17 protein-coding genes are annotated in these 18,161 nt (G+C 75.2%); all 17 read right to left on the minus strand.

Annotation, left to right across the window (positions count from 1 at the left end; all coding sequences use genetic code 11):
• A complete protein-coding gene (locus JQT67_RS13325) occupies positions 1–495 on the minus strand; it encodes an RES family NAD+ phosphorylase (protein ID WP_243755493.1) in 495 nt (164 codons plus the stop codon).
• Positions 492–1,832, minus strand: a complete 1,341-nt coding sequence (locus JQT67_RS01255; protein ID WP_208063151.1) for an RsmB/NOP family class I SAM-dependent RNA methyltransferase — start codon at positions 1,830–1,832, stop codon at positions 492–494. The genes JQT67_RS13325 and JQT67_RS01255 overlap by 4 nt, the downstream gene beginning before the upstream one ends.
• The gene (locus JQT67_RS01260) at positions 1,829–2,761 is read right to left on the minus strand and encodes a methionyl-tRNA formyltransferase (protein ID WP_208063152.1); all 933 of its coding nucleotides are present in this window, start codon (positions 2,759–2,761) and stop codon (positions 1,829–1,831) included. Before JQT67_RS01260 ends, JQT67_RS01255 begins: the two co-directional genes overlap by 4 nt.
• Before the next feature lie 25 nt (positions 2,762–2,786).
• Positions 2,787–4,742, minus strand: a complete 1,956-nt coding sequence (locus tag JQT67_RS01265) for a primosomal protein N' (protein ID WP_208063153.1) — start codon at positions 4,740–4,742, stop codon at positions 2,787–2,789.
• Positions 4,743–4,746: 4 nt separating this feature from the next.
• A complete protein-coding gene (metK, locus tag JQT67_RS01270; protein WP_208063154.1) occupies positions 4,747–5,949 on the minus strand; it encodes a methionine adenosyltransferase in 1,203 nt (400 codons plus the stop codon).
• Entirely contained in the window at positions 5,946–7,172 is a 1,227-nt protein-coding gene (gene coaBC / locus JQT67_RS01275) for a bifunctional phosphopantothenoylcysteine decarboxylase/phosphopantothenate--cysteine ligase CoaBC (RefSeq protein ID WP_208063155.1), read from the minus strand. The genes metK and coaBC overlap by 4 nt, the downstream gene beginning before the upstream one ends.
• The gene (gene rpoZ / locus JQT67_RS01280) at positions 7,172–7,432 is read right to left on the minus strand and encodes a DNA-directed RNA polymerase subunit omega (protein ID WP_021009249.1); all 261 of its coding nucleotides are present in this window, start codon (positions 7,430–7,432) and stop codon (positions 7,172–7,174) included. The genes coaBC and rpoZ overlap by 1 nt, the downstream gene beginning before the upstream one ends.
• Positions 7,433–7,544: 112 nt before the next feature.
• Positions 7,545–7,751 carry a hypothetical protein gene (locus JQT67_RS01285; RefSeq protein WP_208063156.1) on the minus strand — a complete coding sequence of 69 codons (207 nt, stop codon included), beginning with the start codon at positions 7,749–7,751 and terminating at the stop codon, positions 7,545–7,547.
• A 95-nt stretch (positions 7,752–7,846) separates the two neighbouring features.
• Positions 7,847–8,590: a GAF and ANTAR domain-containing protein gene (locus tag JQT67_RS01290; RefSeq protein ID WP_307864138.1), complete on the minus strand. Its 744-nt coding sequence runs from the start codon at positions 8,588–8,590 to the stop codon at positions 7,847–7,849.
• A gap of 27 nt (positions 8,591–8,617) precedes the next feature.
• The gene (gene gmk / locus JQT67_RS01295; RefSeq protein ID WP_307864140.1) at positions 8,618–9,538 is read right to left on the minus strand and encodes a guanylate kinase; all 921 of its coding nucleotides are present in this window, start codon (positions 9,536–9,538) and stop codon (positions 8,618–8,620) included.
• A complete protein-coding gene (gene pyrF, locus JQT67_RS01300; RefSeq protein ID WP_208063157.1) occupies positions 9,535–10,338 on the minus strand; it encodes an orotidine-5'-phosphate decarboxylase in 804 nt (267 codons plus the stop codon). Before pyrF ends, gmk begins: the two co-directional genes overlap by 4 nt.
• Positions 10,335–13,607, minus strand: coding sequence for a carbamoyl-phosphate synthase large subunit (gene carB / locus JQT67_RS01305; RefSeq protein WP_208063158.1), 3,273 nt, complete (start codon positions 13,605–13,607; stop codon positions 10,335–10,337). Before carB ends, pyrF begins: the two co-directional genes overlap by 4 nt.
• Positions 13,607–14,854, minus strand: coding sequence for a glutamine-hydrolyzing carbamoyl-phosphate synthase small subunit (carA, locus tag JQT67_RS01310; RefSeq protein ID WP_208063159.1), 1,248 nt, complete (start codon positions 14,852–14,854; stop codon positions 13,607–13,609). Before carA ends, carB begins: the two co-directional genes overlap by 1 nt.
• Positions 14,851–15,333 carry a hypothetical protein gene (locus tag JQT67_RS01315; protein ID WP_208063160.1) on the minus strand — a complete coding sequence of 161 codons (483 nt, stop codon included), beginning with the start codon at positions 15,331–15,333 and terminating at the stop codon, positions 14,851–14,853. The genes carA and JQT67_RS01315 overlap by 4 nt, the downstream gene beginning before the upstream one ends.
• A complete protein-coding gene (locus tag JQT67_RS01320) occupies positions 15,330–16,628 on the minus strand; it encodes a dihydroorotase (RefSeq protein WP_208063161.1) in 1,299 nt (432 codons plus the stop codon). Before JQT67_RS01320 ends, JQT67_RS01315 begins: the two co-directional genes overlap by 4 nt.
• Positions 16,625–17,590: an aspartate carbamoyltransferase catalytic subunit gene (locus JQT67_RS01325; RefSeq protein WP_208063162.1), complete on the minus strand. Its 966-nt coding sequence runs from the start codon at positions 17,588–17,590 to the stop codon at positions 16,625–16,627. The genes JQT67_RS01320 and JQT67_RS01325 overlap by 4 nt, the downstream gene beginning before the upstream one ends.
• The gene (gene pyrR, locus JQT67_RS01330) at positions 17,587–18,144 is read right to left on the minus strand and encodes a bifunctional pyr operon transcriptional regulator/uracil phosphoribosyltransferase PyrR (protein ID WP_031223130.1); all 558 of its coding nucleotides are present in this window, start codon (positions 18,142–18,144) and stop codon (positions 17,587–17,589) included. Before pyrR ends, JQT67_RS01325 begins: the two co-directional genes overlap by 4 nt.
• Positions 18,145–18,161: the final 17 nt, after the last annotated feature.

The following is an 18,161-nucleotide window of genomic DNA, read 5'->3' on the forward strand; positions in this document are numbered from 1 at the left end:
CTATCCGCGTCGGCGCAGGCGCACCGTCGGGGCGCCTGCCTCGTTCCAGCGGAACAGCACGAGGTGCCAGAGCCCGGGGCGCTGGCGGGACGGGTCAATCACGCCGTTCGCGCCGAGCTCGAGCAAGCGGTCGCGGACCGTCCAGGAGCGCGGCGTGCCGCCCGCGGCCGCGACGTCCTGCCACGGGGCCGCCGCGTCGGCGACGTCGATGCCCGCAGCGGCGAGCGCATCCGCGTCGCGCAGGTCGACGATGCCGCTCGCCTCGACGTCGACCTCGACGACCTCGAGCTCCTCGGCCCGCGCATCCCGGTGCGCGAGCATCGCGGCCGCCACGCCGTCGCGGGACGAGCTGAGGTAGAGCGTCGGCTCGTGCGCCCGCGAGTAGCGCCCCGCCGCGCGCGATCCCGCGATCGCGCGCTCGCGGAAGCGCGGGTCGACCGCGCGGTGGAACGTGCCCCGCACCGGCGGCGCCGCGATCCCGTCGAGGCCGATCACCCCGCGGGCCGCATGAGCAGCTGGATGAACATCGCGTCGGTGCCGTTGCGGTGCGGCCACAGCTGCACCGCGTCGCCCGTCTCGCCGAGCGCGATGCCGGGCGAGAGCTCGGCGACGACCTCGCGCGTCGGCACCGGCTCGAGGCCGAGGGCGGATGCGCGCTCGACGACCGCGCGCGTCTCGGCGAGGTGGGGCGAGCACGTGACGTAGGCGACGAGCCCGCCGGGGCGCACGGCGCGAGCGGCCGCCTCGAGCAGCTCGACCTGGAGCGCCGCGAGCTCCGGCACGTCGGTTGGCTGCTTGCGCCAGCGGGCCTCGGGCCGCCGGCGCAGCGCGCCGAGGCCCGTGCACGGGGCGTCGAGCAGCACGCGGTCGAAGGCGCCCGCGGTCTCGCCCCGGCCGTAGCGGCGGCCGTCGCCCACGACGACGTCGGGGCGCGGCTCGATCGAGCGCACCGCGTCGCGCACGAGCCTCGCGCGGTGCGGCGCGACCTCGTTGGCCTCGAGCCGCGCGCCGTGCACCGCGGCCTCGGCGGCGAGCAGCGCGGCCTTGCCGCCCGGGCCCGCGCACAGGTCGAGCCAGCGCTCGCCCGCCGCGACCGGCCGCGCGCGCGTGAGGGCGAGGGCGGCGAGCTGGCTGCCCGCGTCCTGCACGCGCCACGAGCCGCTCGCGACCTGCGGCACCCGAGCGGGGTCACCGCCCGGCGCGACGCGGCCGAGCGGGCTCGCGGTCGGCGCGAGGTCGAGCTCGCCCGGCTCGGCGAGCCCGGGCAGCGCGACGAGCTGTACCGCTGGCGGGTCGTTGTCGGCCTCGAGGAGCGCCTCGAGCTCGCCGGCCGCGCCCTCGCGGTCGAGCGTGCGCCGCAGCGCGCGCAGCACCCACGCGGGGTGCGACGACTCGAGCGCGAGCCGCTCGTCGACGCCGAGCCGCTCGGCGATGCGCGCGAGCCGCTGCTCCCACGGCTCCTCCGAGAGCCGGCGCAGCACCGCGTTCGCGAAGCCGAGACGCCCCTTGTTGCGGCGCCCGAGCAGCGCGACGGTCTCGTGCACCGCGGCGTGCGCGGGCACGCGCATGCGGCTGAGCTGGTGCGAGCCGATGCGGAGGGTCGCCCGCGTCTCGGGGTCGATCTCGTCGACCGGCCGGCCCGCGGCGTCGGCGATGAGCGCGTCGTGCTGGCCCTGCCAGCGGAGCGTGCCGTAGGCGAGCTCGGTCGCGAAGCCCGCGTCGGCGGGGCTCAGGCCGGCCTCGCGGATGCGCGCGGGCAGCAGCAGGTTGGCGTACGCGTCGTCGCGGTCGACCGCGAGGACGACGTCGCGCGCGACGAGCCGGGCGCTCATCGGCCGCCCTCCGCGGGCGCGAGCTCGAAGACGGCCGTGCCGCCCCGGCCGCGGAGCCAGTCGACGCCCGGCATGGGGCGCTTCCCCGCGGGCTGCACCTCGACGAGCTCGAGCGGGGCGCTGCCCGTGCCGACGACGGCCGCGCGCCCGGCGATCGCCGCGTGGCCGGGCGGCAGCGGCTCGGCGCCCGAGCGGACGAGCGCGAGCAGCTTGACCCGCTGGCCGTCGACGGTGCCGTGCGCGCCCGGCTCGGGCGTCACGCCCCGCCAGCGGCTCAGCACGACGGGCGCCGGCCGCTGAAGGTCGAGCGCGCCGTCGGCGAGGGTGAGCTTGGGCGCGAGCGTCGGCGACCCGACCTGCTCGGCGAACCTCGCGGTGCCGGCCTCGATCTCGCGCACGGCCTCGGCGAGCTCGCCCGCGCCGAGCACGGCGAGCTCCGCGAGCAGCTCGCCCGCGGTCGTGCCCTCGGCGATCGGCGCCTCGCGCACGCGCACGAGCGGCCCGGCGTCGAGCTGCTCGACGAGTCGGAACACGCTCACGCCCGTGCTGCTGCGGCCGTCGATGAGCGCTCGCTGCACGGGCGCGGCGCCGCGGTAGTCGGGCAGCACCGAGAAGTGCAGGTTGATCCAGCCGTGCCGCGGCAGCGACAGGAGCGGCTCGCGCACGAGCCCGCCGTAGGCGACGACCGCGGCGAGCTCGGGCTCGAGCGCCGCGATCCGCTCGGTCGCCTCGGCGTCGAGCCGGTTCGCTTCGATGACGTCGAGGCCGAGCTCGACCGCGCGCGCCGCGACGGGCGTCGGGGTGAGCACGCGCTTGCGGCCCTGCGGCGAGGCGGCGCGAGTGACGACCGCGGCGATCTCGTGCTCGGCCGCGAGGGCCTCGAGGCTCGGCACGGCGGCGGCGGGACTGCCGGCGAAGACGATGCGCATGACTGCTTCCTGACTCGGGACGGCGCTACAGGCCGTCGAAGGGCTCGTGATCATCCAACCGGATGCGGAGCCTCGCGGGCGCGCCCGGGCGGGCCGGGCGGCGCGCGGCGGCGAGCACGCGCGCCCGCACGACGCTCGCGACGCGGGGCCCGTCGGCGTAGGCGAAGCGCGCGATCGCGCGCTCGCGCTCCTCCCCCGGTCGCGCATCCGCGTCAGGCACCGGTCCGAGCACGTCGAGGTGCTCGATGCCGGAGAGCGCCTCGAGCGCCTCGGCGACGGCGTCGGGGTGCCCGACGACGGATGCGGTGCGCACGGCGGGGGGGAACCGGAGCGCGCGCCGCTCGGCGAGCTCGGCCTTCGCGAACGGCACGGTCGTCGCGCCCGTGATCGCCGCGGCCGCGGGCCCCATGACGCCCGCGAGCACGACGCTCGCGCCGTCGGCGGCGAGCGCGCGGGCCGTCGCCCACTGCCGCACGGCCTCCTCCGCGACGCGGAGCCCCTCGCGCGCGAGCAGCGAGTCGCCGTCGAGCAGCAGCACCGCGCGGTAGCCGCCCTCGGCGATCGGCTCGGCGCCGCGCGTCGCGACGACGATGCGCGGGCGTGCGTCGACCTCGAGCCGCTCGTGCTCCCCGTCGGCGATCGCGACAGGGATGCCGGGCATCGCGCGGCCGAGCTCCTCGGCGATGCGGCTCGAGCCGCGGCCCACCTCGCGCATCCGCGTGCCGCTGCAGGACGGGCACGACCACGCGGCCGCGAGCCTACCGCAGAGCCGGCACGCGGGAGCGGAGCCGCGGGAGCGCACCCCGAGCGGGCCGCCGCACGCGCGGCAGCGGGCCCGCGCGCCGCAGTCCCCGCACGCGAGGCCCGGGGCGTGGCCGGGCCGCGCGACCTGCACGAGCACGGGACCGTGCTGCAGCCCTTCGCGCGCGGCCGCGAACGCGGCGGCCGGCACGCGGCGGCCGTCATCGGCGAGCGCGGCGGGCAGCACGCGCACGCGGTGCTCCCCCACGCGCTCGTGCTCGAGGAAGCCGACCTCGACGAGCCGCTCGGCGTCGGTGGAGCGCGCGTGCCCGGCGAGCACGAGCGCGCACCCCGATTGCGCCTGCCGCACGAGCGCCGCGTCGCGCGCGTGCACGCCGGGCGCGAGCGGCTCGGCGAGCAGCGGGTCGCCGTCCTCCCACACCGCGAGCAGCCCGAGCCGCTTCGCGGGGGCGTAGACCGCGGAGCGCGGGCCGATGATCGCGACGGGCTCGTCGTCGAGGCAGCGGAGGAACGCGCGGTAGCGCTCGGGGTTCTTCTGCCGCGCGTCGAGCTCGACGACCCGCTCCTCGCCGACGGCCGCGACGAGCGCGAGCCGCAGCTGCCGCTGCTCGCGGTGGTCCGGCACGACGAGGATCGCCTGCTCGCCGCGCTCGAGCGCCTGCCGCGCGAGCGCGGCGAGCGCGATCGCCCAGCGGCCGATCCACGCTGTCCCGTCGTCGCCGTCGGCGACCTCGGCGACGCCGCCCGCGCACTCGAGCGCGACGCGCCGGCGCGCCTCGACGAGGCCGGGGAGCACGGGGGCGGATGCGTCGGCGACCGCGGGCAGCGCGGGCAAGGCCGCGCGGTCGGCCGCGTCGCGCGCGAGCCACGCCTTCTCGACGCGCGCCTGGCGGCCGGGGATCGCGACGCGCAGCACGTCGGCCGCTCCCCCGGCGGCGCGATCGGCGACCGCGCGGGCGAGCGCCCACACCTCCGGCTGCAGCACCGGCACGGTCGAGACGACGTGCGCGACGTCGGCGACCTCGCCCTCCCAGTCGCGCGCATCCGCCACCTCGACGACGTAGCCGGAGGCCTCGCGCTCGTTGCGGAGCGGCACGCGCACGCGCACGCCCGGCGCGACTCCCTCGAGGCCGGGCGGGACGCGGTACTCGAAGAGCCGGTCGAGCTGCGGCAGCCGCGAGTCGACGACGACCCGCGCGAAGGCGGGCGCGGGCGTCAAGGCCTCACAGCCCCGCGGCGGCGCGCAGCGCGTCGACGCGGTCGAGCCGCTCCCACGTGAACCCGGGCAGCTCGCGGCCGAAGTGGCCGTACGCGGCGGTCTGGCGGTACTTCGGCTCGCGCAGCTCGAGGTCGCGCACGATCGCGCCCGGCCGGAGGTCGAAGACCTCCTGGATCGCCTCGCCGATCGCGAGGTCGTCGATCACGCCCGTGCCGAACGATTCGACGTAGAGGCCGACGGGCTGCGCCATGCCGATCGCGTAGGCGGCCTGCACCTCGAGCCGCTTCGCGAGCCCCGCGGCGACGGCGTTCTTCGCGACCCAGCGCAGCGCGTAGGCGGCCGAGCGGTCGACCTTCGACGGGTCCTTGCCGCTGAACGCGCCGCCGCCGTGGCGAGCAGCGCCGCCGTAGGTGTCGACGATGATCTTGCGGCCCGTGAGCCCGGCGTCGCCCTTCGGGCCGCCGGTCAGGAACGAGCCGGAGGGGTTGACGATCGCGCGCATGCCGCTCGCGTCGAGGCCGAGCTCGGCGACGACGGGGGCGATGACGTGCTCGATCACCGCGTCGCGGATCTCGTCGTTCGTGACGCCAGGGGCGTGCTGCGTCGAGACGAGCACGGTGTCGACCGAGACGGGCGTGAAGCCGTCGTAGCCGATCGTCACCTGCGTCTTGCCGTCGGGCCGCAGGAACGGGATCTCGGCCGAGCGCCGGACGGCGGCGAGCCGCTCGGCGAGCCGGTGCGCGGCCCACGCGGTCGCCGGCATGCGGGTCGGCGTCTCGTCGGTCGCGAAGCCGAACATGATGCCCTGGTCGCCGGCGCCGTCGCGGTCGAGCGGGTCGACGGAGCCGCCGCGCGCCTCGACGGCGGTGTCGACGCCCGTCGCGATCTCGGGGCTCTGCTCGCCGATCGAGACGGTCACGCCGCACGAGTTGCCGTCGAACGAGACCTCGCTCGAGTCGTAGCCGATGTCGACGATGACCTTCCGCACGACCGAGGCGATGTCGACGTAGCCGGTCGTGCGCACCTCGCCCGCGACGTGGACGAGACCGGTCGTGACGAGCGTCTCGACCGCGACGCGCGCCTCCGGGTCCTGCGCGAGCATCGCGTCGAGGATCGCGTCGGAGATCTGGTCGGAGATCTTGTCGGGGTGACCCTCGGTCACCGACTCCGACGTGAACAGCCGGAGGCTGCCTGGACTGCTGCTCACTGCTGCTCCTTGCTCGTCGTGCCCGGGAGGCTCGTCGTGCCCGCGAGGCGCTGCGCGACGCAGTCGATGATGGCCCGGGCCACTGACGCCTTCGCTCCCGACGCATCCGCCACGACGCCGTCGGCGTCGAGCACGCGCACGCGCGTCTCGACGGGGCCGAAGCCCTCGTCGTGGCCGACGCGGTTGAGCACGAGCAGGTCGGCGCCCTTCCGAGCGAGCTTCGCGCGACCGCGCTCGACGAGCGCGGCGTCGTCGGCCTCGGTCTCGGCGCCGAAGCCCACGAGCAGGCCCTCGCGCGGCAGGCCCGCGAGCTCGGCGAGGATGTCGGGGTTGAGCTCGAGCTCGATCGTCGGCGCGTCGCCCCACGACTCCTTCGAGCGCTTCTCGTCGGCGGCGCCGCGCACGCGGTAGTCGGCGACGGCCGCGGCCATCACCACGACGTCGGCGCTCGCCCGCTCGAGCATCGCCTCGCGCAGCTGCGCGGTCGTCTCGACCTCGACGAGCTCGACGCCCGCGGGCGCGGGCACGTGCAGGTTCGCGCCGACGAGCGTGACGGTCGCTCCCGCCGCGCGCGCCGCGCTCGCGAGGGCGACGCCCATCGCGCCGCTCGAGCGGTTGCCGACGAAGCGCACGGGGTCGATCGGCTCGCGCGTGCCGCCTGCCGAGACGACGACCGAGCGGCCCGCGAGCGCGCCGGAGCGACCGGCGGCCTCGAGGGCCGCGGCGACGACCTCGCCGGGCTCCGCCATGCGGCCGAAGCCCTCGTCGCTGCCCGTGAGCGCGCCGGCGACGGGGCCGACGATCGTCGCGCCGCGCTCGGCGAGCACGCGCACGTTCGCCTGCACCGCCGGCTGCTCCCACATCTCGGTGTGCATCGCGGGCGCGATCACGAGCGGCGCGCGCGAGGCGAGCACCGTCGTGCCGAGCAGGTCGTCGGCGAGCCCGGTCGCGAGCTTCGCGAGCGTGTTCGCGGTCGCGGGCAGGATGACGATCAGGTCGGCCGACTGGCCGAGCGCGACGTGGCGCACGGCGGCGACGTCGTCGAAGACCTCATCGGTGACGGGGTTGCGGCTGAGCGCCTCGAGCGTCGGGCGCCCGATGAAGCGCAGCGCCGAGGCGGTCGGCACGACGTGCACCTCGTGCCCCGCCTTCACGAGCTCGCGGATGGCGAGCGCGGCCTTGTAGGCGGCGATGCCGCCGGAGATCCCGACGACGACGCGCATCAGCCCTGCGCGGTCTCGTCCTTGGTCAGGACGAGCTTGTCCTGGTGGATCTCGTGCAGCGCGACCGAGAGCGGCTTGTCCTCGATCGTGGCGTCGACGAGCGGGCCGACGTTGTCGAACATCGACCCCTCGTGGATGTCGGTGTAGTAGTCGTTGATCTGGCGCGCGCGCTTCGCGGCGAAGATCACGAGCTGGTACTTGGAGTCGACCTTGTCGAGCACCTCGTCGATCGGCGGGTTGATGATGCCCTGCGTGGCCATGCGTGCCTCCTGCGGCTGTGATCGGTGGCGGATGCGCGGGGTCGCCCCGCGAAGCTCGTGGCGCCGGTGGGCGCAAGCGTCCATCCTATCGCGCCGACGCCGCGCGCGCTCGTCAGCCTGTCGGCGGCCGTGGATCGCGCTTCGCGGCCCGCGGCGCGCGAGCGCTGCGCGAGGCGCGCAGGATCGACCACGCGACGAGCCCCAGCACTTGCGCGAGCAGCACGCCGGCGCCGACCGCCATGACGAGCTGCACCGCGATCGGCACGCCCATCGAGCCCAGCTCTGAGAGCAGCCCGTCCATCTTCTTCCCCGCACGCATCCGGTCGCTTCGCCGAAGCGCGCCCCGGGGTCTGGAGGGCACGATCTCCTGGCCCCAGCGTGCAGGGGCGGTGCGCCGCTGTCAAGCGGCGGCGCTCACTCCTCCGGGCGAGCCGGGCCGGCAGCGGGGATGACGAGGCTCCGATCGACGACGCCCTCGGCGACCGCTCGCAGCGTCAGGTTCCGGCTGCGCGCGTGCTGGCGGAGGAGTCGGAAGGCCTCGTCCATGTCGACGCCCGCGGACTCGGCGAGCACGCCCTTCGCCTGCTCGAGCACGACGCGGCTCTCGAGGGCGCGCTGCAGCTGCTCGGCGAGCATCGTGCTCTCGCGCGCGGTGCGCTCGTGCACGATCGCGATCGTCGCGAACGCGGCGAGCGCCTGCGCCACGGCCGCGTCGGCGCCGTCGAGCTCGCCGGTGCGCGTGCGGAACAGCCCGACGGTGCCGATGACCTCGCTTCGCAGGCGCATCGGCACCGCGTAGGCGGACGCATAGCCGCGCTGGGCCGCGGCGAGCCGGAAGTGCGCCCAGTCGGTGCCGGTCGCGCGCACGTCGGGCACCGAGATGATGGTGCCGGTGCGGAACGAGCGGATGCACGGGCCGTCGCCCGCGTTCAGCTGCATGACCTCGACGAAGTCGGCGCCCTCGCTCGTCGACGCGACGAGCTCGAGCTCGCCGCGCGCATCCACGAGCAGCAGTCCGGCCGCGTCGACCTCGAGCAGCTCGACGCACTCGAGCGCGATCGCGTGGAGCACCTCGACGACGTCGTACTCGCCCGTCAGCGTGTCGACGAGGCGGATGAGCGCGGCGCTGAGCGCCGCGTCGCGGTCGACGCCGGTCACGGCGCTCCATCGCTCATGCGCCGAAGACTACTCCCGCGGCTCCGCCTCCGCCGAGAGGATCCGCTCGACGACCTCGTGCGCGGCTTCCGCGACGTCGGAGTTGACGATCGTCGCGTCGAACTCCGGCTGGCTCGCGAGCTCGACCTTGGCGGTCTCGAGCCGCTTCGCGCGCTCCGCGGGCGTCTCGGTGCCGCGGCCGACGAGCCGGCGGACGAGCTCGTCCCACGACGGCGGCGCGAGGAAGAGCAGCACGGCGTCGGGGAACGACTCGCGCACCTGCCGCGCGCCCTGCAGGTCGATCTCGAGCAGCACCGACGAGCCCTCGTCGAGCGCGGCCTGCACGCTCGAGCGCGGCGTGCCGTAGCGCGACAGGTTGTGCACCGTCGCCCACTCGAGGAACTCGCCCTCCTCGACCATGCGGTCGAACTCGGCGTCGGAGACGAAGGCGTAGTGCACGCCGTCGATCTCGCCGGGTCGCGGCGCCCGGGTCGTCGCGCTCACCGAGTGGCGGATCTGCGGGAAGTGCTCGCGCACGTACTGCGCGACGGTGCCCTTGCCGACCGCCGTCGGTCCCGCGAGCACGATGAGGCGAGGGCGACGCGAGGGATCCACGAGGTCAAGCCAAGCGCGAACGCGCTCGCGCTGCAAACCGCCGAGCCCGCCGAGCCGCTTGGAGGGGGCGATCGCGAGCTCGCGCATGAGCGCCTCGACGCGCTTGGGTCCCATGCCGCGGAGGCTCCCGAAGTACTCGGGCACGCGCAGCCGCGCCTCGACGCCGTCGGGCTCCTGCCACGCGCGCTCGGCGACGTCGCGCGGACCGCGCTGGCCGGCGGCGAGCGCGCGCTTGACGGCGGCTCGCGCGCGGCGCGCCTCGATCGCCGCGCGACCGGCCGCGCCAGGGTCAGGGATGCTCCGCTCCGGGACGCCCCGGTCGGGGCTGCCGGTCACGGCAGCTCCCCGATCGCCGCGTCGATCGCCGGCGCGATGCCCTCGGGCCCCGCCTGCAGGATGCTGCGGCTCGCGCTCGCGAGCACGAGCGCATCCGCGGGGAAGAGGCGGTGCAGGTCGGCGAGCCGAGCGCCCTGCGCGCCGAAGCCCGGCGCGAGGACGGGCGTGGATGCGTCGGGCGCGAGCCCGAAGGCGGCCCGGTCGATCGTCGCCCCGATGACGAGGCCGTGGCCCGCGCCCGTCGCGGCGTTGCGGGCGGCGACCTCGTCCGCGACGGCAGCGGCGACGGTGCGCCCGTCGTCGAGCCGCGCGCGCTGGATGGCCGCGCCCTCGGGGTTCGAGGTCGCCGCGAGCACGAACACGCCCTTGCCGGCTCGCTCGGCGGCCGCGAAGAGGCCCTCGAGCGCGCCGACGCCGAGGTAGGGGCTCGCGGTGAGCGCGTCCGCCTCGAGCGGCGCGCCCGGCTCGAGCCACGCGGCCGCGTAGCCGAGCGTCGTCGAGCCGATGTCGCCGCGCTTCGCGTCGGCGATCGTCACGAGGCTCGCGGCGCGCGCGTCGGCGAGCACGCGCTCGAGCGCGCCGAGCCCCGCGGGCCCGAGCGCCTCGAAGAGCGCGGCCTGCGGCTTGACGACGCCGACGCGCCCGGCCGCGGCCTCGACCACCGCGCGGCCGAAGCGCTCGACGCCCGACGCATCCGCCTCGAGCCCCCACCGCTCGAGCAGCGCGGGGTGGGGGTCGATGCCGACGCACAGCGCGCCGCGCCGCCGGACGGCGTCGCCGAGCCGCTCGAGGAAGGTCACGCCGACCGCCGCGCGTGGTACTCCTGCAGGCTCGTCACCTCGAACGCCTCGCGAGCCGCCTCGATCGCCGCGACCGCGGCGCCGAGCTGCGCGACGGTCGTGAAGAGCGCCTTGTCGCCCGCGACCGTGGCCGCGCGGATCTCGTAGCCGTCGGCGCGCGCGATGCCGCCCGTGGGGGTGTTGATGATGATGTCGATCTCCCCCGCGTCGATGAGGTCGACGATCGAGGGCTCCTCGCCCGCCTCGGAGTGCTTGCGCACCGTGCGCACGGCGATGCCGTTGCGCGCGAGCACCTCGGCCGTGCCGGTCGTGGCGACGATGTCGAAGCCGAGCTGCTGCAGCCGGTGCATCGGCAGCACCGCCTGGCGCTTGTCGCGGTCGGAGAGCGAGACGAAGACGGTGCCCGAGGTGGGCAGCCCGCCGTAGGCGGCGGCCTGGCTCTTCGCGAACGCGGTCGGGAAGTCGCGGTCGATGCCCATGACCTCGCCGGTCGAGCGCATCTCGGGCCCGAGCAGCGAGTCGACCATGCGGCCGTCGGCGGTGCGGAAGCGGCGGAACGGCAGCACGGCCTCCTTGACCGCGACCGGCGCGTCGATCGGCATGACGGTGCCGTCGCGCTCGGGCAGCATGCCCTCGGCGCGCAGCTCCGCGATCGTCGCGCCCGCGAGCACGCGCGCGTTCGCCTTCGCGATCGGCGTGCCGATCGCCTTCGCGACGAACGGCACCGTGCGGCTCGCGCGCGGGTTCGCCTCGATGACGTGGAGCACCCCCGCGCCGTACGCGAACTGCACGTTGATGGGCCCGCGCACGTCGAGGCCCGCCGCGATCCGGTGCGTCGCGTCGCGGATCTCCTCGAGCTGCGCGCGGCCGAGGCCGACGGGCGGCAGCGTGCACGACGAGTCGCCCGAGTGGATGCCCGCCTCCTCGATGTGCTCGAGGATGCCGCCGACGTAGAGCTCGTCGCCGTCGAAGATGGCGTCGACGTCGATCTCGATCGCGTCGTCGAGGAAGTGGTCGACGAGCAGCGGCGCCTGCGGACCGACGATGCCGTGCGCCGCGATGCGGTCGAAGTAGCCGTGGAGGCTCGCGGTGTCGTAGACGATCTCCATGCCGCGGCCGCCGAGCACGAACGAGGGGCGCACGAGCACCGGGTAGCCGATGCCCTCGGCGATCTCGATCGCCTCCCGCTCGTTCGTCGCGATGCCGTTGCGGGGCGCGACGAGGCCGGCCTCGTCGAGGATCCGCTGGAACAGGCCGCGCTCCTCCGCCGCGTCGATCGCGTCGGGCGTCGTGCCGAGGATCGGCACGCCCGCGGCCTCGAGGCCGCGCGCGAGGCCGAGCGGGGTCTGCCCGCCGAGCTGCACGATGACGCCGACGAGCTCGCCGGCGGCCTGCTCGACGTGCACGATCTCGAGCACGTCCTCGAGCGTGAGCGGCTCGAAGTAGAGCCGGTCGCTCGTGTCGTAGTCGGTCGAGACCGTCTCGGGGTTGCAGTTGACCATGATGGTCTCGAAGCCGGCGTCGGAGAGCGCGAACGACGCGTGCACGCACGAGTAGTCGAACTCGATGCCCTGCCCGATGCGGTTCGGGCCCGAGCCGAGGATGATGACCTTCCGGCGGTCGGAGGGCGCGACCTCGGTCTCGAGGTCGTAGCTCGAGTAGTGGTACGGCGTCTCGGCGGGGAACTCGCCCGCGCACGTGTCGACGGTCTTGTAGACCGGGCGCACGCCCGCGGCCCAGCGCGCCTCGCGCACCTCCGCCTCGCCGATGCCGCGCAGCTGCGCGATCTGCGCGTCGGAGAATCCGTGCTCCTTCGCGAGCCGCAGCCGGTCCTCGTCGAGGTCGCCCTCGCGGATCGCGTCGGCGACCTCGTTGATGAGCACGAGCTGGTCGAGGAACCACGGATCGATGCCGGTCGCCTCGTGGGCCTGCTCGATCGTCGCGCCCGCGCGGAGCGCCTGCTGCAGCGTCACGATGCGGCCGTCGGTCGGCACGCGCGCGGCCTCGAGCAGCGCCGCCGCGTCGCCCGGCTCGCCCTCCCAGTGGAACGAGGAGCCGCGCTTCTCGAGCGAGCGGAGGGCCTTCTGGAGGGCCTGCGCGTAGGTGCGCCCGATCGCCATGGCCTCGCCGACGGACTTCATGGTCGTCGTGAGGGTCGCATCCGCCGCCGGGAACTTCTCGAAGTTGAAGCGCGGCACCTTGACGACGACGTAGTCGAGCGCGGGCTCGAACGATGCGGGCGTCACCTTCGTGATGTCGTTCGGGATCTCGTCGAGGCGGTAGCCGAGCGCCAGCTTCGCCGCGATCTTCGCGATCGGGAAGCCCGTCGCCTTCGAGGCGAGCGCCGAGGAGCGCGAGACGCGCGGGTTCATCTCGATGACGATGATGCGGCCCGTCGCGGGGTCGACGGCGAACTGGATGTTGCAGCCGCCCGTGTCGACGCCGACGCGCCGGATGATGTCGATGCCGATGTCGCGCAGGCGCTGGAACTCGCGGTCGGTGAGGGTGAGCGCGGGCGCGACGGTGATCGAGTCGCCCGTGTGCACGCCGACGGCGTCGACGTTCTCGATCGAGCACACGACGACCGTGTTGTCGGCCTGGTCGCGCATGAGCTCGAGCTCGTACTCCTTCCACCCGAGGATCGACTCCTCGAGCAGCACCTCGCCGATCGTCGACGAGTGGATGCCGTCGCCGACGAAGCGGCGGAGCTCGGCCTCGTCGTGCGCGAAGCCCGAGCCGAGGCCGCCCATCGTGAACGAGGGGCGCACGACGACCGGGTAGCCGTACTCCTCGGCGAACGCGATCGCGTCGTCGACCGAGCGCGCGATCGCGCTCGAGGCCACGTCGGCGCCGGCCTCGAGCACGAGCTGCTTGAAGAGCTGGCGGTCCTCGCCGCGCTGGATCGCGTCGACCTTCGCGCCGATGAGCTCGACGCCGTGGCGAGCGAGGATGCCCTGCTCGTGCAGCGCGATCGCGGCGTTGAGCGCGGTCTGGCCGCCGAGCGTCGGCAGGATCGCGTCGGGGCGCTCCTTCACGATGATCGTCTCGATCACCTCGGGCGTGATCGGCTCGATGTAGGTCGCGTCGGCGAAGTCGGGGTCGGTCATGATCGTCGCCGGGTTGGAGTTGACGAGGATGACGCGCACGCCCTCCTCGCGCAGCACTCGGCACGCCTGGGTACCCGAGTAGTCGAACTCGGCCGCCTGGCCGATGACGATCGGCCCGGAGCCGATGACGAGGACGGAGCGGATGTCGTCGCGCTTGGGCACTAGGCGTCCTTCTGGTCGGAGTCGGAGTCGGAGTCGTGGGATGCGGCGGCGCGCACGTCGTCGGTCGTCGTGTCGGCGCCCGTCGGGCGCGCGCCGGCGCGATGCGCGAGCACGAGCTCGCGGAAGCGGCCGAAGAGGTGGTGGGCGTCGTTCGGGCCGGCCGCGGCCTCGGGGTGGTACTGCACGCTGAAGGCGGGGATGTCGAGCGCTCGCAGGCCCTCGACGACCTCGTCGTTGAGCGAGAAGTGGCTCACCTCGACGCGGCCGAAGCCCGCGGGGCTCTCGAGCTGCTCGCGCAGCGGCGCGTCGACGGCGAAGCCGTGGTTCTGGCTCGTGATCTCGACGCGTCCGGTCGCGGTGTCGAGCACGGGCTGGTTGATGCCGCGGTGGCCGAAGGGCAGCTTGTAGGTGCCGAAGCCGAGCGCGCGGCCGAGCAGCTGGTTGCCGAAGCAGATGCCGAAGAACGGCAGGTCCTCGCGCAGCAGCCCCTGCAGGAGCGAGACCTGGTCGTCGCTCGCGGCCGGGTCGCCGGGGCCGTTCGAGTAGAACGCGGCGATCGGCTCGTGCTCGAGCACCTGCTCGAGCGTCGCGTCCTGCGGCAGCACGACGAGGTCGAAGCCCTGCTGCTGCAGGTACTTGAGGGTGGATGCCTTGACCCCGAGGTCGAGCACGGCGAGCGTGCCGATCGACTCCCCGATCGCCGGCAGCCGGTAGGCCTCGGGCGTCGAGACGAGCTCGGCGAGGCTCCGGCCGGTCATCTCGGGGCTCTCGCGCACCGCCGCGAGCATCGCCTCGTCGCTCTCGAGCGCGTCGCCCGAGAAGACGCCGGCGCGCATCGCGCCCGCGTCGCGGAGGCGGCGGGTGACGGCGCGGGTGTCGACGCCAGCGATGCCGACGATGCCGTCCTCGGCGAGCTGCGCCTCGAGGGATCCCTCGGCGCGCCAGTTCGAGACGACGCGGCTCGCGGCGCGCACGACGTAGCCGGCGGGCCACGCGCGGCGCGACTCGGCGTCCTCGTCGTTGACGCCGGTGTTGCCGATGTGCGGCGCGGTCTGCACGACGATCTGGCCCGCGTAGGAGGGGTCGGTGAGCGTCTCCTGGTAGCCGGTCATGCCGGTCGCGAAGACGGCCTCGCCGAGCGCTCGGCCGGTCGCGCCGTAGGCGGAGCCGCGGTAGATCGTGCCGTCCTCGAGCACGAGGGCGGCGTCCTGAGCCTGCCGGAGGGCGGCGGGTGCGGGGGTGGTCATGAGGGTGCTCCTTCCCGGGCGAGGGCGCGCAGCGCCTCGAACGCCTCGGTGTCGTCGCCGATGATGCGGAGGTAGGTGTCGACGTCGGCGCCGAGCGAGTGGGCGATCACGATGATCCCCCCGGGCTCGACGACGCGGTCGATGGTCCAGGTGGCCCGCTCGACCGCGCGGATGCGGTCGGCGGGGATGCGCATCTCGCGCCGGTCGGCGACGAGCTGCACGCCGGCCGGGTCGATCGCGACCCGGGTGCGGCCGCGGAAGCCGAGGCCGTGGGCGAAGATGCGCTGGTAGGGCTCGCCGGCGCGCGTCGTCGCGACGTAGAGCGCTTCGGCGACGAGGGTCGGCGCGGCGTCGATCCACGGCAGCGGCGGCTCGACGTCGCGCTGGCGTCGTCGGTGCGCGAGCACGCCGAGCACCGCGAGCAGCGCGAGGAGTGCCACGAGGCCCGCGCTCAGCAGCGCGAACAGCTCCTTCGTCATCGTCCGACCTCCTCGGTCACGATCCGTCCGTCGGCGAGCGTGCGGCGGCCCGCGTGCCAGACGTGCAGCACGCGGCCGGGCAGCTCCCGGCCGAGGTAGGGCGAGTTCGCCGAGCGCCCCCGAAGGTGCCGCTCCTCGACGACGGCGCGCGCGGCGGGGTCGACGAGCACGACGTGCGCGGGAGCGCCGATCTCGAGCGGCGCGTCGTAGCCGGGCTCGCGGCCGATCGCGGCGGGCGTCGTCGACATCGCGCGCGCGACGCCGGCCCAGTCCATGAGCCCCGTCTCGACGCACGCCATCTGCACCACCGACAGCGCCGTCTCGAGCCCGACCATGCCGAACGCGGCATCCGCGAACGCCGTGAGCTTCGCCTCCGGCGCGTGGGGCGCGTGGTCGGTCGCGACGATGTCGATCGTGCCGTCGGCGAGCGCCTCGCGGAGCGCGCGCACGTCGGCGTCGGTGCGCAGCGGCGGGTTGACCTTGAAGCGCGCGTCGTAGGAGCGCACGAGCTCCTCGGTGAGCAGCAGGTGGTGGGGCGCGACCTCGGCGGTGATGCGCACGCCGCGTGCCTTCGCGGCGCGCACGACCTCGACGGTCTCGGCGGTCGAGACGTGGCACACGTGCAGGCGGGCGCCGGCGAGCTCGGCGAGCATCGCGTCGCGCGCGACGATCGACGCCTCGGCGACCGAGGGCCAGCCGCCGAGCCCGAGCTCGGCCGAGAGCGGGCCCTCGTGCATGACGGCGCCGCGCGTGAGCGCCGGGTCCTGCGCGTGCTGCGCGACGACCGCGTCGAGCGCGGCGGCGTGCTCGAGCGCGCGCCGCATGAGCTCGGCGTCGTGCACGCAGTGGCCGTCGTCGCTGAAGACGGTGACGCGAGCGGCGCTGCGGGCGAGCATCGTCATGTCGGCGAGCCGCTCCCCCGCGAGGCCGACCGTGACCGCGCCGATGGGTCGCACGGTCGCGAGGCCCGCCTCGAGGCCGAGCCGGTGCACCTGCTCGACGACCGCCGGCGTGTCGGCGACGGGGTTCGTGTTGGCCATCGCGAAGACGCACGTGAAGCCGCCCGCGGCCGCGGCGCGCACGCCGCTCGCGACCGTCTCGGCCTGCTCGCCGCCGGGCTGGCGGAGGTGGGCGTGGAGATCGACGAGCCCCGGGAGGGCGATGAGGCCGGATGCGTCGATCACCTCGGCGCGATCGCGATCGATCGCGCTCGGGTCGACGAGGGCGTCGCCCTCGATCGCGAGGTCGCGCGGTTCGCCGCCGAGCACGGCGGCGCCGGTGAGCAGGGTCGTCATCGGGCGCCTCCGAGGTCTGCGGACGGGTGGTCGGATGCGAGGAGCGAGTAGAGCACGGCCATGCGCACCGAGACGCCGGCGGTCACCTGCTCGAGGATCGCCGAGCGGTCGGAGTCGGCGGCGCGGCTCGAGAGCTCGAGGCCGCGGTTCATCGGTCCCGGGTGCAGCAGGTGCGCGTCGCCGAGCCGGGCGAGGCGCTCGTCGGTGAGCGACCAGCCCGTGATGTACTCCGCGGCGCTCGGCGCGACCTTCCCCGCCTGCCGCTCGAGCTGCACGCGCAGGAGCATGAGCGCGTCCGGCCGCTCGTCGATCACGCGGTCGAGGCTCGGCTCGGCGCGCACGCCGAGGCGGGAGCCGTCCGCCGCGGCCGGCGGCAGCAGCGGCGGCGGGCCGACGAGCGTCACCTCGGCGCCGAGCGCGGGCAGCAGCAGCGCGTTCGAGCGCGCGACGCGCGAGTGGGCGATGTCGCCGACGATCGCGATGCGCACGCCGTCGAGCGCCTTCCCGCGAGCGGCGCCGCCGTGGATGCGCCGGCGCAGTGCGAAGGCGTCGAGCAGCGCTTGCGTGGGGTGCTCGTGCGTGCCGTCGCCCGCGTTGACGACGGGTCGGCCGATCCAGTCGGCGAGCAGCGCGGGCGCGCCCGAGGCGCCCGAGCGCACGACGACGCCGTCGACGCCCATCGCCGCGATCGTGAGGCCCGTGTCGCGCAGCGACTCGCCCTTCGAGACGCTCGAGCCCTTGCCCGAGACGTTGATGACGTCGGCCGAGAGCCACTTGCCGGCGATCTCGAACGACGAGCGCGTGCGGGTCGAGTCCTCGAAGAAGAGGTTCACGACCGTGCGGCCGCGCAGGGCCGGCAGCTTCTTGAGCTCGCGGTCCTGGATCTGGTGCATGTCCTCGGCGAGGTCGAGCAGGCCGATCGCCTCGTCGCGCGGCATCGAGGCCGTCAGGAGGTGCCTCATGCGGCCCCGTCCTCGATCGTCACGGCGTCGGCGCCGTCGACCTCGTCGAGCAGGATCCGGACGTGCTCGCTGCGAGCGCTCGGCAGGTTCTTGCCGACGAAGTCGGCGCGGATGGGCAGCTCGCGGTGGCCGCGGTCGACGAGCGCGGCGAGCCGCACGACGCGCGGGCGGCCGAGGTCGGCGAGCGCGTCGAGGGCGGCGCGGATCGTGCGGCCGGAGTAGAGCACGTCGTCGACGAGCACGACGACGCGGTCGTCGACGCCCGCGGCGGGCACGCGCGTCGGCTGCGGCGCGCGCGTCGGCCGGCCGCGCAGGTCGTCGCGGTGCATCGTGACGTCGAGGGCGCCGACCCGGTCGGCGAAGCCGATGCCGGTGATGTCGGCGAGGCGGTCGGCGAGCCGCTGGGCGAGGTGCACGCCGCGGGTCGGGATGCCGAGCAGCACGAGGTCGTCGGCGCCGTGGTTGGCCTCGAGGATCTCGTGGGCGATGCGGGTGAGGGCCCGGCCGATCTCGTCGGGCCCGAGCACGGTGCGCGCGCCTGCACGCTGAGTCACGAGCGACTCCCTTCTCC

Origin of the sequence: Agrococcus sp. TF02-05, from assembly GCF_017565345.1 — a bacterium.
GTDB lineage: Bacteria > Actinomycetota > Actinomycetes > Actinomycetales > Microbacteriaceae > Agrococcus > Agrococcus pavilionensis.

Excerpts from the sequence above, each read along its gene's own strand:
- JQT67_RS01255 (WP_208063151.1), bottom strand. The coding sequence starts at position 1,832 with ATGAGCGCCCGGCTCGTCGCGCGCGACGTCGTCCTCGCGGTCGACCGC.
- JQT67_RS01260 (WP_208063152.1), bottom strand. The coding sequence starts at position 2,761 with ATGCGCATCGTCTTCGCCGGCAGTCCCGCCGCCGCCGTGCCGAGCCTC.
- coaBC (WP_208063155.1), bottom strand. The coding sequence starts at position 7,172 with ATGCGCGTCGTCGTCGGGATCTCCGGCGGCATCGCCGCCTACAAGGCC.
- rpoZ (WP_021009249.1), bottom strand. The coding sequence starts at position 7,432 with ATGGCCACGCAGGGCATCATCAACCCGCCGATCGACGAGGTGCTCGAC.
- JQT67_RS01285 (WP_208063156.1), bottom strand. The coding sequence starts at position 7,751 with ATGCGTGCGGGGAAGAAGATGGACGGGCTGCTCTCAGAGCTGGGCTCG.
- carA (WP_208063159.1), bottom strand. The coding sequence starts at position 14,854 with ATGACCACCCCCGCACCCGCCGCCCTCCGGCAGGCTCAGGACGCCGCC.
- JQT67_RS01315 (WP_208063160.1), bottom strand. The coding sequence starts at position 15,333 with ATGACGAAGGAGCTGTTCGCGCTGCTGAGCGCGGGCCTCGTGGCACTC.
- JQT67_RS01320 (WP_208063161.1), bottom strand. The coding sequence starts at position 16,628 with ATGACGACCCTGCTCACCGGCGCCGCCGTGCTCGGCGGCGAACCGCGC.
- JQT67_RS01325 (WP_208063162.1), bottom strand. The coding sequence starts at position 17,590 with ATGAGGCACCTCCTGACGGCCTCGATGCCGCGCGACGAGGCGATCGGC.